General features: G+C 70.7%; 18 protein-coding genes and 1 tRNA gene. 7 read left to right on the plus strand and 12 right to left on the minus strand.

The annotated features are described in order from the left end of the window. Positions 1 to 69 precede the first annotated feature (69 nt). Positions 70 to 399: a thioredoxin gene (trxA, locus tag AC2D8W_RS11615; RefSeq protein WP_293480358.1), complete on the plus strand. Its 330-nt coding sequence runs from the start codon at positions 70 to 72 to the stop codon at positions 397 to 399. A gap of 248 nt (positions 400 to 647) precedes the next feature. Here trxA and AC2D8W_RS11620 read toward each other — a convergent pair whose 3' ends face one another. From AC2D8W_RS11620 to AC2D8W_RS11640, 5 genes are all read right to left on the minus strand, one after another. Next, complete coding sequence (locus AC2D8W_RS11620; protein ID WP_484671673.1) at positions 648 to 1,985, minus strand: bifunctional folylpolyglutamate synthase/dihydrofolate synthase; 1,338 nt, start codon at positions 1,983 to 1,985, stop codon at positions 648 to 650. Between the two features lie 142 nt (positions 1,986 to 2,127). Continuing rightward, the gene (accD, locus tag AC2D8W_RS11625) at positions 2,128 to 3,048 is read right to left on the minus strand and encodes an acetyl-CoA carboxylase, carboxyltransferase subunit beta (RefSeq protein WP_293480361.1); all 921 of its coding nucleotides are present in this window, start codon (positions 3,046 to 3,048) and stop codon (positions 2,128 to 2,130) included. A 5-nt stretch (positions 3,049 to 3,053) separates the two neighbouring features. Then, on the minus strand, positions 3,054 to 3,881 hold the full coding sequence (trpA, locus tag AC2D8W_RS11630; RefSeq protein WP_484671674.1) for a tryptophan synthase subunit alpha: 828 nt from the start codon (positions 3,879 to 3,881) through the stop codon (positions 3,054 to 3,056). Beyond that, a complete protein-coding gene (trpB, locus tag AC2D8W_RS11635) occupies positions 3,878 to 5,098 on the minus strand; it encodes a tryptophan synthase subunit beta (RefSeq protein WP_484671675.1) in 1,221 nt (406 codons plus the stop codon). Before trpB ends, trpA begins: the two co-directional genes overlap by 4 nt. A 16-nt stretch (positions 5,099 to 5,114) precedes the next feature. After that, positions 5,115 to 5,759 carry a phosphoribosylanthranilate isomerase gene (locus AC2D8W_RS11640; protein ID WP_484671676.1) on the minus strand — a complete coding sequence of 215 codons (645 nt, stop codon included), beginning with the start codon at positions 5,757 to 5,759 and terminating at the stop codon, positions 5,115 to 5,117. 64 nt (positions 5,760 to 5,823) lie between these two features. On the opposite strand from AC2D8W_RS11640, the gene AC2D8W_RS11645 reads away from it, so the two are divergent. Both AC2D8W_RS11645 and AC2D8W_RS11650 read left to right on the plus strand, forming a co-directional pair. Then, complete coding sequence (locus tag AC2D8W_RS11645) at positions 5,824 to 6,381, plus strand: hypothetical protein (RefSeq protein WP_484671677.1); 558 nt, start codon at positions 5,824 to 5,826, stop codon at positions 6,379 to 6,381. 51 nt (positions 6,382 to 6,432) lie between these two features. Then, positions 6,433 to 6,990, plus strand: a complete 558-nt coding sequence (locus tag AC2D8W_RS11650; protein WP_484671678.1) for a hemerythrin domain-containing protein — start codon at positions 6,433 to 6,435, stop codon at positions 6,988 to 6,990. 34 nt (positions 6,991 to 7,024) lie between these two features. On the opposite strand, the gene mscL (AC2D8W_RS11655) is transcribed toward AC2D8W_RS11650, so the two are convergent. From mscL (AC2D8W_RS11655) to cmk, 5 genes are all read right to left on the minus strand, one after another. Further along, on the minus strand, positions 7,025 to 7,435 hold the full coding sequence (mscL, locus tag AC2D8W_RS11655; protein WP_293480373.1) for a large-conductance mechanosensitive channel protein MscL: 411 nt from the start codon (positions 7,433 to 7,435) through the stop codon (positions 7,025 to 7,027). 88 nt (positions 7,436 to 7,523) lie between these two features. After that, a complete protein-coding gene (gene mscL, locus AC2D8W_RS11660) occupies positions 7,524 to 7,964 on the minus strand; it encodes a large-conductance mechanosensitive channel protein MscL (protein WP_293480375.1) in 441 nt (146 codons plus the stop codon). Positions 7,965 to 8,108: 144 nt separating this feature from the next. Then, a complete protein-coding gene (locus AC2D8W_RS11665) occupies positions 8,109 to 8,399 on the minus strand; it encodes an integration host factor subunit beta (protein WP_293480377.1) in 291 nt (96 codons plus the stop codon). 186 nt (positions 8,400 to 8,585) lie between these two features. Further along, entirely contained in the window at positions 8,586 to 10,295 is a 1,710-nt protein-coding gene (rpsA, locus tag AC2D8W_RS11670) for a 30S ribosomal protein S1 (RefSeq protein WP_293480379.1), read from the minus strand. Positions 10,296 to 10,445: 150 nt separating this feature from the next. Beyond that, the gene (gene cmk, locus AC2D8W_RS11675) at positions 10,446 to 11,111 is read right to left on the minus strand and encodes a (d)CMP kinase (RefSeq protein ID WP_484671679.1); all 666 of its coding nucleotides are present in this window, start codon (positions 11,109 to 11,111) and stop codon (positions 10,446 to 10,448) included. A gap of 155 nt (positions 11,112 to 11,266) precedes the next feature. Here cmk and AC2D8W_RS11680 point away from each other — a divergent pair, with 155 nt between their 5' ends. Beyond that, complete coding sequence (locus tag AC2D8W_RS11680; RefSeq protein ID WP_484671680.1) at positions 11,267 to 11,665, plus strand: endonuclease domain-containing protein; 399 nt, start codon at positions 11,267 to 11,269, stop codon at positions 11,663 to 11,665. Between the two features lie 173 nt (positions 11,666 to 11,838). Here the strand turns inward: AC2D8W_RS11680 and aroA are convergent, their stop codons facing one another. Then, positions 11,839 to 13,164, minus strand: a complete 1,326-nt coding sequence (aroA, locus tag AC2D8W_RS11685; protein WP_484671681.1) for a 3-phosphoshikimate 1-carboxyvinyltransferase — start codon at positions 13,162 to 13,164, stop codon at positions 11,839 to 11,841. Positions 13,165 to 13,288: 124 nt separating this feature from the next. Between aroA and AC2D8W_RS11690 the strand changes: the two genes are divergently transcribed. Beyond that, positions 13,289 to 13,747 carry a TIGR02300 family protein gene (locus tag AC2D8W_RS11690; RefSeq protein WP_484671682.1) on the plus strand — a complete coding sequence of 153 codons (459 nt, stop codon included), beginning with the start codon at positions 13,289 to 13,291 and terminating at the stop codon, positions 13,745 to 13,747. Between the two features lie 152 nt (positions 13,748 to 13,899). After that, positions 13,900 to 13,975: transfer RNA gene (locus tag AC2D8W_RS11695), tRNA-Ala, on the plus strand. 38 nt (positions 13,976 to 14,013) lie between these two features. Here AC2D8W_RS11695 and AC2D8W_RS11700 read toward each other — a convergent pair. Continuing rightward, positions 14,014 to 14,703, minus strand: coding sequence for a glutathione S-transferase family protein (locus AC2D8W_RS11700; RefSeq protein ID WP_484671683.1), 690 nt, complete (start codon positions 14,701 to 14,703; stop codon positions 14,014 to 14,016). A 230-nt stretch (positions 14,704 to 14,933) separates the two neighbouring features. Here AC2D8W_RS11700 and AC2D8W_RS11705 point away from each other — a divergent pair, with 230 nt between their 5' ends. Further along, the gene (locus AC2D8W_RS11705; protein WP_484671684.1) at positions 14,934 to 15,494 is read left to right on the plus strand and encodes a hypothetical protein; all 561 of its coding nucleotides are present in this window, start codon (positions 14,934 to 14,936) and stop codon (positions 15,492 to 15,494) included. Positions 15,495 to 15,503: the final 9 nt, after the last annotated feature.

Below are 15,503 nucleotides of genomic sequence, written 5' to 3' on the forward strand. Positions count from 1 at the left end.
CGCCTACATGGCCGAACCTAGAGGCGCGGATCGGCGTTGCCGTTTCAGCCGCGCGACAGGAGTTTCCCGATGAGCACCGTGAAGGTCACCGACGAATCCTTCCAGACCGACGTCCTGGCGTCCGAGCAGCCCGTGCTCGTCGACTTCTGGGCCGAGTGGTGCGGCCCCTGCAAGCAGATCGCCCCCGCGCTCGAGCAGCTCTCCGACGAGCTGGCCGGCAAGGTGAAGATCGCCAAGCTCGACATCGAGCAGAGCCCCACCACGCCCTCGCGCTACGGCGTTCGCGGCATCCCCACCATGATGCTGTTCAAGGGCGGCCAGATGGCCTCGATGAAGGTCGGCGCCATGCCCAAGCAGAAGATCCTGGAGTGGCTCACCGAAGCCGGCGTCGCGGCGTAAGGCGCGAAGCGTTCTCTACCGCGCGTGGCTCCCTGCCCTTGAGAGGGTAGGGCTGTCGCACATGAAGGTCCGGCGACCGAGGGGCGGTGGAGCCGCCCCGTTCTGACCGCAGAGATCGCGGAGGCGGCGCGGAGGACGCGGAGGTCTCTGCGCTCTCTGCGTTCGTCTCTGCGTCCTCCGCGGTTCGATCGAGCGCCTGCGGCGGCCGCACACGTCAGGCAGCGCCTGCGCTCCGTCCTCGCCGGCGATCAGCTCGGCCAGGTCTCGGGGCTCATGGCGAGCACCTCGCCGGCAAAATGCAGGCCGCCGCAGATCAGGACGTGCGGCGCAGGGCCCTCGATCTCCAGGGCCCGCGCCACCCCGTCCGACACATTGGCCGCCGTCTCGGGGCTCAGCCCGGCCCGCACGGCCGCGGTGACGAGCTCGTCGGCGCTGGCCGCGATGGCCGAGTCGAAGGTGGTGCAGATCACCCGCGGCCGCATCTCGGCGAAGGGCCGGAAGAAGCCCTCCGCGTCCTTGCGGGCGAACATGCCCGTGACCAGCACCAGCGGGCGCGGGTCGCGATCGACGATCCGGCTCGCCGCCTCGGCCAGCGCCCGGCCGGCGTGCGGGTTGTGCCCCCCGTCGAGCCAGAGGTCGGCGCCGCGCGCCCTCGCCAGCTCGGCCAGCGGTCCCGCGGTCAGCCGCTGCATGCGCGCGGGCCAGACCGCGCTGGCGACGCCGCGGCCCAGCACCTCGTCCGACAGGCTGGGGTCGAAGGTCAGGGCCGCCGCCACGGCCACGCCCGCATTGCCGAACTGGTAGCCGCCGAAGAGGCTGGGGGCCGGAAGGTCCAGCAGCCGCTCGGGCATCTGCACCAGCAGGCGCCCCCGTTCTTCCCAGGCGTCGAAGTCGCGGCCCATCAGGAGCATCGGGGCCATGCGGTCGTCGGCCTCGCGCTCGATCATCTCCAGCGCCTCGTCCATCTGGCGCGCCACCACCACCGGACGGCCGTGCTTGACGATCCCGGCCTTTTCCCAGGCGATCTTCGGCAGTCCCGGCCCCAGCATCTCGAGGTGGTCGTAGTCCACAGGCGTGATGACGCTAACCGCCGGCGCGTCGAACACGTTTGTGGCGTCGAAACGCCCGCCCAGGCCCACCTCCACCACGCAGAGGTCCGCCGGCGTCTCGGCGAAGGCCAGGAAGGCCAGAACCGTGGTGATCTCGAAGAAGCTGATCGGCTCGCCGCCGTTGGCCGCCTCCACGCGCTCGGTCAGCGCCAGCAGGTGCTCGTCGGTGATGAGGTCTCCCGCCAGGCGGATCCGCTCCGCGAAGCGGACGAGATGGGGCGACGTCAGGGCGTGCACGCGCAGGCCGGCCGCCTCGCCGATGGCGCGCAGGTACGCCACCGTCGAGCCCTTGCCGTTGGTGCCGGCCACATGGATCACCGGCGGCAGCCTGCGCTCGGGATGGTCCAGCGCCGCGAGCAGCCGCTCCACGCGGCCCGTCGAGAGGTCGATCAGGGTCGGGTGATTGGCCCGCAGGCGCTGGATCACCGCATCCGAGGCGCGGATCGGATCGTGGCCGGGGTCGGACGGAAGGGTCATGCCGCGATCCTTCCTCTCTGGGGCGGGCCCGAAGCGTCGCGGACCCAATAGGAACGGGGTGTCGCCCAGGACGCGAGCCGCCGGGGCCATGGGCCCCTTCCCGCTTCGCGAGCTCCCCAAGAGGGGGAGCGTTCACACGTCATCACGCCGCCCTGGAACGCTCGCGCCCCATCATGAGGGTGCCGAGGATCGAGCTCAGCTTTTCGGGGATGTCCTTGCGCTCGACGACCTGGTCGATCATGCCGCGCTCCACGAGGAACTCGGACTTCTGGAAGGTCGGCGGCAGGGTCTCGCGGATCGTCTGCTCGATGACGCGCCGGCCCGAGAAGCCGATCGTGGCGTTGGGCTCGGCCAGATGGACGTCGCCGAGCATGGCGTACGAGGCGGTCACGCCGCCCGTGGTCGGATCCGTCAGCACGACCACGTACGGCAGGCCGGCCGCCTTCACCTCGTTCAGCGCCAGGGTGGTGCGGGCCATCTGCATCAGGCTGAGCGTGCCTTCCTGCATGCGCGCGCCCCCCGAGGCGGTGAAGATCACCAGCGGGACCCCGCGCCTCACGGCTTCCTTGGCCGCCACCACGAAGGTCTCGCCCGCGGCCATGCCGAGCGACCCGCCCATGAAGGTGAAGTCCTGCACGATCACCACGGCCGGCTGGCCCTGGATGTGGCCGTAGCCGCTGGCCATCGAGTCCTGCTCGCCGGTGGCCTTCCGCGCCGCCGCCAGGCGCTCGGCGTAGGGGGTGGTGTCCGGGAACTTCAGCGGGTCGTCGGCGATCACCGGGGTCGCGATCCGCTCGTACTTGCCGTCGTCGAAGGTGTAGGTCAGGCGCAGCTTGGCGCCGATGCGCATGTGGTTGCCCGAGGGCGTCACCCAGAGCGCCGCCTCGAGGTCGGGGCGATACAGCATCTCGCCGGTGTCCGGGCACTTCACCCAGAGGTTCTCGGGCGTGTCCTTCTTGGTCAGCCCGCGCACGCCGGGCGCGATCCGCGAGAGCCACCCCCGCCGACGCTCGGTGTTGGGCGCTCGGCCCGGCTTGTCGTTTCGCTGTTCCGCCATCGCCATGGTCTTCAGGCCGGGACCCGCCGCGCGAGGCGCACAGCCTTAGCCAGCGCACCCACTTTGGAAAGCACCCGGCCGGTCACGTCTTCGTTCAATTCCACTGCTTCGGCCACCTCGTCCACAAGCGCCGAGCCCACCACGACCGCATCGGCGACCCTGGCGACCGCCTCGGCGCGCTCGGGCGTCTTGATGCCGAAGCCGACCGCCACGGGCAGGCCGCTGGCCTTGCGCACGCGCTCCACGTGAGGCGCCACGGCCGCCGCGTCGGCCTCCTTCACCCCCGTCACGCCCGCCACCGACACGTAGTAGACGAAGCCCGAGGTGCGCCGCACCACCACCTGCAGCCGGGCGTCGTCGGTCGTGGGCGTCGCCAGCCGGATCAGCGAGATGTCGTGGGCGTCGAGCGCGTCGGCCAGGGGATCCGCCTCCTCGGGCGGGCAGTCGACGATGATCAGGCCGTCCACGCCGGCCGCCGCGGCGTCCCGCGCAAAGGCCTCGACGCCCCAGGTCACCAGCGGGTTCATGTAGCCCATCAGGATGACCGGCGTGTCGGCGTCGGAGCTGCGGAAGGCGGCGATGGCCTCCAACGTCGCCTTGAGCGTCATGCCCTTCGACAGGGCCCGCTGGGCCGCGCGCTGGATCGGCGGGCCCTCGGCCATGGGATCCGAGAAGGGGAACCCCACCTCGATGAGGTCGGCCCCGGCGGCGGGCAGCCCCTTCAGGATGGCCAGCGCCGTCTCGGCGTCGGGATCGCCCGCCATCACGTACGGCACGAACGCCGCGCGCCCTTCCGCCTTCAGGCCGGCGAAGCGCTTCTCGATCCGTGACTTGCTCAAATCGTCCGCCCCAGGTGCGCGGCGACGGTGTTCACGTCCTTGTCGCCGCGGCCCGACAGGTTCAGCACGACGACCCCGCCCTTGCCCACCTCGCGGGTGATCTCGGGCAGGCGCGCCAGGGCGTGCGAGCTCTCGATCGCCGGCAGGATCCCCTCCAGCTTGGAGAGCAGCATGAAGGCGTCCAGCGCCTCGGCGTCGGTGGCCGTGAGATAGGTCGCGCGGCCCACGTCGTGCAGCCAGGCGTGCTCGGGCCCGATGCCGGGATAGTCCAGCCCGGCCGAGATGGAATGCGCTTCCTCGATCTGCCCTTCGCGGTCCTGCAGCAGGTAGGTCATGTTCCCGTGCAGGACGCCGGGGCGGCCCCCGTTGATCGCCGCCGCGTGCCGGCCGCTGTCCAGGCCGGACCCCGCCGCCTCGACGCCGAAGATCTTCACGCCCTCGTCGTTGAGGAACGGATGGAACATGCCGATGGCGTTCGAGCCGCCGCCCACGCAGGCGACCAGCGCGTCGGGCAGCCGCCCCTCGACCTCCAGGATCTGCTCGCGCACCTCGCGGCCGATGATCGACTGGAAGTCGCGCACCATCACCGGGTACGGGTGCATGCCCGCCGCCGAGCCGATCAGGTAGTAGGTGTCGTGGACGTTGGTGACCCAGTCCCGAAGGGCTTCGTTCATGGCGTCCTTGAGGGTCGCCGAGCCGCTCGTCACCGGCCGCACCTCGGCGCCCAGCAGGTTCATGCGGAAGACGTTCGGCTTCTGCCGCTCGACGTCGACGGCGCCCATGTAGACCACGCAGGGCAGCCCGAAGCGGGCGCAGACGGTGGCGGTGGCCACGCCGTGCTGTCCGGCGCCGGTCTCGGCGATGATCCGGGTCTTGCCCATCCGCATGGCCAGCAGGATCTGGCCCATGCAGTTGTTGATCTTGTGCGAGCCGGTGTGATTCAGCTCCTCGCGCTTCAGGTAGATCTTCGCGCCGCCGAAGTGCTCGGTCAGGCGGGCCGCGAAGTACAGCGGCGAGGGCCGGCCCACGTAGTGGCTAAGGTAGCCCGCGAGCTCGGCCTGGAAGGCGGGGTCCGACTTGGCCGCCGCGTAGGCCGCGTCGAGGTCGTGAACCAGCGGCATCAGCGTCTCGGGGACGTATTGTCCGCCGTAGTCGCCGAAGCGCCCGCGGGCGTCGGGGTAGGCGGCGTAGTCGTTCGGGCGAGTGGGCGCGTTCATGGTCGGCGGAGGCGTCTCAGGCGCGGCGGACAGCGTCGAGGAACGCCGTGATCAAGGCCGGGTCCTTTAGTCCGGGACCGCGCTCCACGCCAGAGGAAACGTCGACGATCGGCGCGCCCGACGCCGTGATCGCCTCGGCCACGTTCCACGGGTTAAGGCCGCCTGCCAGGAACCACGGCTTCTGGAAGCGCCGCCCCTTCATCAGGGCCCAGTCGAACGCCACGCCCCGGCCCCCCGGGCGATCGGCGTCCTTCGGCGGCTTCGTCTCGAACATGAGGTGCTCGACCACCGGCTCGTAGGCCGCCGCCGCCGCCAGGTCGCCGGCTTCGGCGACGGGCAGCACCTTGATCACGCCCGCGCCTGTCCGCCCGAGCACCTCGCGCACGCGCCCCGGGGGCTCGTGGCCGTGCAGCTGGATCAGGTCCGGCGCCAGGTGGCGGGTGATCGCGTCGAGCTCGTCGTCGCTGGGGTCGACCGTCACGGCCACCAGCTTGACCCCCTTGGCCCGCGCCGGGGGAGCCAGGCGCGCCGCCGCGTCGGGGGCGATGTTCCGCGGGCTCTTCCCGAAGAACATGAAGCCCAGGAAGGATGTGCGCCCGTCCAGCGCCGCCTGCACGGCCTCTGGGGTCGTCACGCCGCATATCTTCGTCTGAGCCGCCATGGGCGGGGATTTGGGGGCGCGGGCGGGCGTTGCGCAAGGGCCGCGGGCAGGCCAACGTTCCGCCATGACGGGCGATAGCGGCAGCGCAGCGGCGGAAGACATCCTCTGGCCCACATGGCGGCGGCTCATACGGGCGCTGCCCGTGTCCCGCATGCCGTGGGAGTGGATCACGTCGCCCAGCATGTGGCGCCTGTTCGGGGCGGACTTCCTGACGGGCCTGCTTCGCAACCGCACCACCCGCAGCGTCTTCGCGGTGCTGGAGCCGCTCAGTCCCGGCGACCTGCGCCGGATTCACGCCCTGGCCCTCGTGAACCACCGGCGGCACGAGGCCGTTTCGCGCTGGTTCGCCATCGGCTTCGTCACTTTGCCGGCCTCGGCGGCGCTGACGCTTTCCGAACTCGCGCCCGACACGCTGAGGGCGATCGCCGCCGCCGAGGGGCTGGCGCGCTGGTACTTCTGGATAGCCTACGCCGCCGTCGTGGTGGCGCTCTACCTGATGTTCGCCTGGCGGGCGCGCCAGCTGCTCACCCTGGTGGAGCTGATGCTGATCCAGCGGGGCGTGGACCTGCGCGACGATGCGGCCGCCGACGAAAGCCCGATCGAGACGCCGATCGGCGGCTAGGTCCGGAACAGAGCCGCCTCCGACCGGTTGTCACCGGCCACGGAGGACCACATGCAGACTCGGACCAATGGCCAGTACGGTCAACTCGCCGCCGGCGCCGCCATCGGCCTCGCCGCCGGTCTCGCGCTTCCCCTCGCCCGCAAGGCGCTGATGCAGGCGCCGTCCGCGGCCACCGGCGACTGGGCCGAGGCGCTCAAGGCCGAGCACCGGCTGGTCGAGAAGGCCTTCGAGGCGGCGCTCGCGACCACCGAAGACGACGTCATGAAGCGCGACATGCTGCTCGCCAAGATCGCCTATGCGCTCACCAAGCACGCGATCCAGGAGGAGAACGTGATCTACCCGGCCATGATGCAGCACGGCCAGGAGGACCAGGCCCGCGCGCTCATCGAGGACCACGGCCGCATCAAGACCTTCATCTTCGAGCTGCGGAACATCGACGCCGGCGACGTCATGTGGCGCTCGACGCTGCAGGGCTTCTACGACGACCTGCGCACCCACATCCGGGAGGAGGAGGACGTGATCTTCCCCGCCTTCCACGCCGCCCTGCCCGAGGCCGAGAGCGCCCGGCTGACGGCCATGATGAACTGGGAAGGCTTCAAGGTCGCCTGACACCGGGCCGAGAGGCCCGCCCGGCCCCGCGGCGCTACTTCGCCTTGAGGAGGTCGCGGATCTCCGCCAGCAGCGCCTCCTGAGGCGGCGGGGCCGGCGGAGCGGCTTCCGCCGGCGGCGGGGCGCGGCGCATGGCGTTGACCGCCTTCACCAGCAGGAAGACCACCCACGCGACGATCAGGAACTTGATGCCGGCGTTGATGAGGGCGCCGTACTGGATCGCGACCAGCTCGACCGCCTCGGTGGCGGGATCGTCGGGCTTCAGCACCCAGGCCAGCTTGGAGAAGTCGACGCCGGAGGTCAGCAGGCCGATCGGCGGCATCACCACCTGGTCCACCAGCACCTTGACGATGTCGTTGAAGGCCGCGCCGACGATGACGCCGACCGCCAGGTCGACCACATTGCCGCGCGCGATGAACTCGCGGAACTCCGAGACCATGCCCATGATGCGCTCCCTTGGCGGGCGCAGGGGCGGCTCCCCTCACGCCGTTCGCCGAAGCAGGAACCGCGTCGCCGGGCGCGTCAAGCCGACGTCAGGCAGCGGGCGGCGGGCCGCGCTCGGTCCTGAGCAGGTCGCGGATCTCGGTCAGCAGGCGCTCCTGAGGCGGGGGGGCCGGCGGGGTCACCGGCTTGCCCGACGTCTCGACCTCCCAGCGCCGCACGGCGTTCATGCCCTTCACCATCCAGAACACCACCCAGGCCACGATCAGGAACTTCAGCGAGACGTTGATGAAGTGGCCGTACTTCACCGCCACCAGTTCGTTGGCCTTGGTCAGGGGATTGTCGGCCTTCAGCACCCACTGAAGGTTGGCGAAGTCGAAGCCCGACAGCAGAAGGCCGATGGGCGGCATCACCACGTCGTCCACCAGGCTCTTGATGATGTCGTTGAACGCCGCGCCGACGATGACGCCCACCGCCAGGTCGGCGACGTTGCCGCGCGCGATGAACTCGCGGAATTCCGTGAACACGCTCATGCGAACTTCCCCGGGTTGAGGTCAGAAGGGGGAACCGCGGACGTCGCGAGGATCCGCGGAGGTCCCGCGCGGACGGGCCTCCCTGCGCATCTCCGCGCTCTGCGGTTCAACGATGGGGGCTTGCGGCGGACGCAAGCTCGGGCGCTAGCGCTCGTCCTCGACGTTGAGGCGCTCGCGCAGCTCCTTGCCGCTCTTGAAGAAGGGGACGTGCTTGGCGCGGACGTCCACCGGCTCGCCCGTGCGGGGGTTGCGGCCCGCGCGCGCGTCGCGAGAGCGGACCGACAGCGCGCCGAAGCCGCGCAGCTCGACCCGGCCGCCCTCTTCCAGGGCCTGGATCATCCGCTCGAGGATCACGCCCACCACGCGCTCGATGTCGCGCTGCGTGAGGTGCGGGTTCTCCTCCGCGAGCTTCGCGATGAGTTCGGACTTGATCATTATCCCCTCGAACCGGCGCGACCATGGCCGAGCCACGGTCGCGGATCAAGGCGCAAAACGGCGACTTCGCCCCTGTGGTGAAGCTTGTTCCGCGAGTTGCGTTCAACTTTCGCGCGTGAGGCGAAAAAGGACACGGCGGACCGGTTTCCCGGCCCGCCGCGCTGGAGACGGTCTTTCGACGTCGTCCTATTCCTTCTGGGCCTTCTCGCGCAGCGCGGCGCCCAGGATGTCGCCCAGCGAGGCGCCCGAGTCAGACGACCCGAACTGCTCGATGGCCTCCTTCTCTTCCGCCATCTCCAGCGACTTGATGCTGAGCGAGATGCGGCGGGCGGCCTTGTCGACGTTGGTCACCTGGGCGTCGACGCGGTCACCCACGGCGAAGCGCTCGGGACGCTGGTCGGCGCGGTCGCGCGACAGGTCGGACTTGCGGATGAAGGCCGTCATCGGCGCTTCCTCGTCGCCGAACTTCACCTCGATGCCGCCCGAGGTGACCTCGGTGACGGTCGTGGTGACGGTCTGGCCCTTGCGGAAGGTGTCGCCCTGGAGCGGGTCGCCGGACAGCTGCTTGATGCCGAGCGAGATGCGCTCCTTCTCGACGTCGACGTCCAGCACGCGCGCCTTGACGGTCTCGCCCTTGACGTACTTGGCGATCGCCTCCTCGCCGGGCGTGGCCCAGTCGAGGTCGGAGAGGTGAACCATCCCGTCGATGTCGTTGTCGAGGCCGATGAACAGGCCGAACTCGGTGGCGTTCTTGACCTCGCCCTCGACGACCGTGCCGATCGGATGCTCGGCGACGAACTTCTCCCAAGGGTTCTGCAGGGCCTGCTTGAGGCCCAGCGAGACGCGGCGCTTGGACGGATCCACGTCGAGCACAACGACGTCGACTTCCTGAGACGTCGAGACGATCTTGCCGGGGTGGACGTTCTTCTTGGTCCACGACATCTCCGACACGTGCACCAGGCCCTCCACGCCCGGCTCCAGCTCCACGAAGGCGCCGTAGTCGGTGATGTTGGTGATGCGGCCGGTGAACTTCGCGCCCACCGGGTACTTGGCTTCCACGCCGTCCCACGGGTCGGACTGGAGCTGCTTCATGCCGAGGCTGATGCGCTGGGTGTCCGGGTTGATCTTGACGATCTGGACCTTCACCGTGTCGCCCACCGCCAGCACCTGGCTCGGGTGGTTGACGCGCTTCCAGCTCATGTCGGTGACGTGCAGCAGGCCGTCGATGCCGCCCAGGTCCACGAACGCGCCGTAGTCGGTGATGTTCTTGACCACGCCTTCGCGGACTTCACCCTCTTGCAGCTGGCTGACCAGCTCGGTGCGCTGCTCGGCGCGGGCTTCTTCCAGGATGGCGCGGCGCGAGACGACGATGTTGCCGCGCGGGCGGTCCATCTTGAGGATGGCGAAGGGCTGTTCCTTGCCCATCAGCGGGCCGACGTCGCGCACCGGACGGATGTCCACCTGGCTGCCGGGCAGGAACGCCGAGGCGCCGCCCAGGTCGACGGTGAAGCCGCCCTTCACGCGGCCGACGATGACGCCCATCACCGGCTCGTTCTTCTCGTAGACGCCTTCCAGACGCGTCCAGGCCTCTTCGCGGCGGGCCTTCTCGCGGCTGATCACCGCCTCGCCCATGGCGTTCTCGACGCGCTCCAGGAACACCTCGACGGTGTCGCCGGCCTTCAGCGGCGGCTTGTCCTCGCCGGGGGCGGTGAATTCCTTCAGCGGCACGCGGCCTTCGGTCTTCAGACCGACGTCGACGATGGCGAAGTCCTTCTCGATGGCCACGACCTTGCCGTGGACCACTTGGCCTTCCATGAAATCGCGCCCGCCGAGGGACTCGTCGAGCAGCGCGGCGAAGTCGTCGCGCGAGGGGTTGAGGCTCAGATCGTCAGCCATGAGTTCTTTCGTTCGAAAATGATCGGGGCCCACGCAGCCTGAGGCCGGTGGTCCCTACCGGGTTGGAGGTTGAACCGAAGACGCGGGAGACACCCCGCGCGGTGACGTTTGCCCGCAGCTGTCCGAGGGAAAGGCGCGGTTGGATTTGCCCTACCGGCCGGACGTCCCTTCGGAAGCCTGCCAGCGAGCGCGCGCCGCCTCGACGATGCGGCGGGCCGCATCGGCGGCCTGCTCTATAGTCATTTCGGTCGTGTCGAGCAACTCCGCGTCCGGCGCCTGGGTCATCGGCGCGGCGTCGCGGGCTCCGTCGCGTTCATCCCGCCGCCGGATGTCGGCGAGCACGTCCGCATAGCCGACGGGCTCGCCCTGGGCCGACAGCTGCTTCCAGCGGCGCTCGGCGCGGACCTCGGGCGTGGCGGTCACGTAGAGCTTGGCCGGCGCTCCCGGGCAGATGACGGTGCCGATGTCGCGCCCGTCCAGGACGGCGCCGCCCGGCTGCCCCGCGAAGTCGCGCTGGAAGGCGAGCAGCGCGTCGCGGACCTTCTGGTGCACCGCCACGCGGCTGGCCAGCTCGCCCGCCGCCCGGGTGCGCAGCGCCGGGTCGCCGAGCTGCGCCGCGGACAGGCCCGCGGCCACGGCCGCCGCGGCCGCCGCATCGTCGAGGTCGCCCCCGGCCCGTTCCGTCAGCACGCCCACGGCGCGGTAGAGCAGGCCCGTGTCCAGGACCGGCAGGCCGAAGAGATCCCCCAGCCGCGCCGCAACGGTCCCCTTCCCCGACGCCGCCGGACCATCCACCGCAATGACGAAGGGCGTCATCCTCTTCCCCCGCGGCCGCAGTGCAGGTGCTCGATGGGGCCGCAGTCGTGCAAGGCCCACAGCCGGGCCGCCCTCTCCCTACCCTCTCCCTCTCCGCTTCGCGGGGGGAGAGGAGCTGCTTGACGAAATGTTCTGCTAATGTTCACGTTCGTGGCGTGTCGAAGATCCGCATCATCGAGCGCGCGCCCCGCATTCAACGCGCTCGCGAACTGCGGCGGCATGACACTCGGGCCGAGGCCATCCTCTGGAATGCTCTTCGTGCGCGGCGGCTCGGCGGGTGGCGATGGAGACGACAGGCGCCGCTGGGGCCCTACTTCCTCGATTTCCTCTGCGTCGAGGCCGCGCTGGTGGTCGAACTCGACGGCGGACACCATTCCGATCAGCTCGCTTACGATGCGCGGCGCACCGAGCGCCTCGGCCGCGCGGGCCTGCGGGTCCTTCGCTTCTGGAACCACGAGGTCCTTCAGGATCGTGGCAACGTCACCCGGGTCATACTCGCCGCATGCGGTCCTCTCCCCCCGTGCAGCGAAGCGGAACGGAGAGGGAGAGGGTAGGGAGAGGGCGGCGCCGGCCGTAGCCGTACGACGGCGGCCAGGCAAGGATCCCAGGCGGCGGAGCTGCTGAATCCCTTCCGGACCATCGCCGCGCAAGGCCCAACGCCGCGCCGCGCTCTCCCTGCCCTCTCCCTCTCCGCTTCGCGGGGGGAGAGGAATCGTCAGGCGCGGCATCACGCCTCGCCGATGTCGGCGCCGAGGCCGCGCATGAGGTCCACGAAGCCCGGGAAGCTGGTGGCGATCATGCCGGGTTCGTCGACGCGCACCGGCGCCTCGGCCGCGAGACCCAGGATCAGGTGGCTCATGGCGATCCGATGGTCGCCGTGCGTGGTGACCAGCGCGCCGCCGCCGACGCCGTGGTTGGCGCGCACGGCCCCCACCACCGTCAGCGCGTCGGGCTCTTCTTCGACGCCGGCCCCGCAGGCGGCGAGCCCGGCGGCCATCAGGGCGATGCGGTCGCTCTCCTTCACCCGCATCTCGCCGATGCCGCGCATGGCCGTGCGCCCACTGGCGAAGGCCGCCGCCACCGCCAGGATGGGGTATTCGTCGATCATCGACGGCGCCCGCTCGGGCGGCACGTCGACGCCCTCCAGGGCGGAGTGCCGCGCGGTGACGTCGGCCACCGTCTCGCCGCCCTCGTCCCGGACGTTCGTCACCGACAGGTCCGCGCCCATCTCGCCCAGGGTGTCCAGCAGGCCGATGCGCGAGGGGTTCAGCAGCATCCCCTGCACCGTCACCTCCGAGCCCGGGACGATCAGCGCCGCCACCAGCGGGAAGGCCGCCGACGAGGGATCGCCCGGCACGTGGATCCGCGTCCCCTTCAGCGCCTGGCCGCCCGGCAGCACGATGTGGCGTCCATTCCCCGCGTCCCGCACCTCGATCTCGGCGCCGAAGCCCCTGAGCATCCGCTCGGTGTGGTCGCGCGTGGCCTCGGGCTCGATCACCTCGCAGCCCTGCCCGTTCAGGCCGGCCAGGAGCACCGCCGACTTCACCTGCGCCGACGGCTCCGGCAGCGTGTAGGCGATCGGCTTCAGGTTCCCGCCCCGCAAGGTCAGCGGCAGCCGTCCGCCCTCGCGGCAGATCCAGGTCGCGCCCATCTGGCCGAGCGGCTTCAGCACGCGGTTCATCGGCCGGCCACGGAGGGACCCGTCCCCGGTGAAGGTAGCTGCGATCGGAAAGCCGGCGGCGGCCCCCATGATCAGGCGGACGCCCGTGCCCGCGTTGCCGCAGTCGACCACGTCGGCCGGTTCGGAGAACCCGCCGCGCCCCTCCACGCGCCAGCGACCCTCGCCCAGCCGCTCCACGCCGGCGCCGAACGCCGCCATCGCGGCGGCCGTGCGGCGCACGTCGTCGCCTTCCAGCAGGCCTTCGATCTCGGTGACGCCGCTCGCCAGCGCACCGAGGATGAGCGCGCGGTGGCTGATCGACTTGTCCCCGGGCGCGCGCACGACGCCCCTCAAGGGGCCGCCCCGCCGGGCGGTCAGTTGGGCCGCCGACATATCTCGAAAATGCGCCTTTCGCTGAGGGCTGGACGTGCGGGCGATTGCTTTGACAGGCGCTTCCGCGCGTGGCAAGGGACGCCGCCTTTCCGCCGAACATCCTAATCTTAGAGGGTCGCCGCCTTTGGCCAATCCCGAGCTGGGCACCAAGCAAATCTGCCCCACCTGCCAGGCTAAGTTCTACGATCTGAACAAGCGTCCCGCGCACTGCCCCAAGTGCCAGAGCGAGTTCGATCCCGACGAGGCCGTCCGCAACCGCCGCGTCCGCGCGCGCACGATCGTGCCCGAGGACGACCAGGTCGAGGATCAGGTCGCGGCCAAGGAGACGGACGACGAGGAAGAGGAAGAAGAGGTCGTCACGCCGGAGCTGGACGAAGTGGCCGACGAGCCGCCGCTGGCCACCGACGACGACGAGGACGAGGCCGAACCCGCCGCCGCGGGCGTCAGCGAGGATCTGGGCGAGTTCGCCGACGACGACGAAGTCGAGGACGCCGACGACGTCCCGTTCCTCGAGGACGAGGACGAGGACGACTTCGACGAGTCCGAGATCGAGGGCCTTCCCGACGAAGGCGACGAGGACTGAGCGAGAGGGCGGCCTGCGGGCCGCCCTTTTCGTTTCAGGGCCGCCCCGCGACGTGCGTCAAAAAAAGCCTGTCGAGCGGGCTTGATCGCGGGAACCGGTTTGAATAGGTTCCGCGCCTTCCTGGGGCCCCGGCCTCCGGAAGACCCGACCTCGGGGCTATAGCTCAGTTGGTAGAGCGCTTGAATGGCATTCAAGAGGTCAGCGGTTCGACTCCGCTTAGCTCCACCATGGAGGCCCGCCGGCGACCCCGGCGGGCCTTCGCCGTTTCAGGCGGCGCCGAAGTCGCCGCGACGGAAGCGGTCGGGCATCGAGTCGCGGAACGGGTACATGTCGAAGAAGGGCTGCGCCTCGGCCAGCGCCTGGCGCACCGACGGGCGCGTCAGCAGCCGCTCGAAGTAGGCGTCCAGCGTCGCGAGCGTCTTCGGCCAGGGCGCCACCACCCCCGAATAGAACAGCGCCGGCGCGGCCGCGCAGTCGGCGATCGTGAACGCGTCCCCGGCCGCCCACATCCGGCCGGCGAGGCGGCCGTCCAGCATGGCGTAGGACATGGCCAGCGTCGCGCGGGCGTCCGGCAGCGCGCGGGGGTCGCGCTCGGCCTCCGGGCGAAGGATGTCGGCGACGAACGCCTGCATCGGCGTCATCACATAGGCGTCGAAGAGCCGGTCCATCAGCCGCGCCTCCAGCGCGGCCTCCGCCTCGGCCGGGATCAGGCGGGCGCCGTCCGGCGCCAGCCGCTGGGCGTACTCGAGCTGGATGCTGGTTTCCGGGACGATCCGCTCGCCGTGCTGCAGAAGCGGGATCTTGGCGGTCGGCCAGAGCGCGGCGTAGGCCGCCCGGGCGTCCGGGTCCATGAGGTCGGGCATGCGGGTCTCGAACGGCACGCCCAGTTCGCGCAGCCCGATGGTGAGCTTCTGGCAGTACGACGACAGCGGGTGGAGGTGAGCGATCAGGCGCATCGGCGGCCTTCCGGGCGGCGCGCCGTCGCCCGGCGCTGGCCGTCCCGGTTCTGGCGCCTGCCTTCCGGCGCGCCTAGGGGTTTGGATCACAGTCCCGGATCGGCGCCTGCGCCCAGACCCCCCTTTTCGCCTGGCGCGGGTCGGCCCAGGGCGCTTCGTCGGGGGAGCTCCGGGCCATGGGGAAAGACCGGCGGTTGCGCGGCCTCGACGGCGCGGACTAAATGCCGGCCATGCGGACATCCCTTCTGCGCCTCGCGCCCCTTCTCGCCGGTTTCGCCGCGCTCTCGGCCTGCGACCAGCCGAAGTTCCGGGACAAGGGCGATGCGGCGACGCCGGCCGCCGAGGCTCCCGCCGCCGCCGCCGGCGCGCCCGCGGCGCGGGTGATCCCGACCAAGGCCGAGCCGGTCCCGGCGGTCCCCGCCTGGGCCACGGCGCACATGGGCAAGCCCTTGCGGGCCCGTTTCCCCAAGACCGGCGTCTGCAAGGGCAACACCGACGTCGTGGATGTCCGCTTCACGGGCCAGCCGTCGGGCGTGCAGATCCTCGGCTGGGGCTGGGATGTGGCCAAGGCGGCGCGGGTGTCCCGTGTGGTGCTGGTCGACGTCGGCATGAAGATCATCGGCGCCGGCGAGGGCGGCGTGTCCCGGCCTGACGTGCCCACCGCCCTGCCCGAGATCTCGGACCCGAACGCCGGCTGGACCGCCGTCACCCAGGCCGCGGGCCCGCTCGACGCCTACGGCGTCGTGGGCGACGGCGACGCTGTGTGCGCGCTGGGCCACATCGAATTCTGATCCGCGGGC

This window comes from Phenylobacterium sp. T106 (assembly GCF_057219735.1).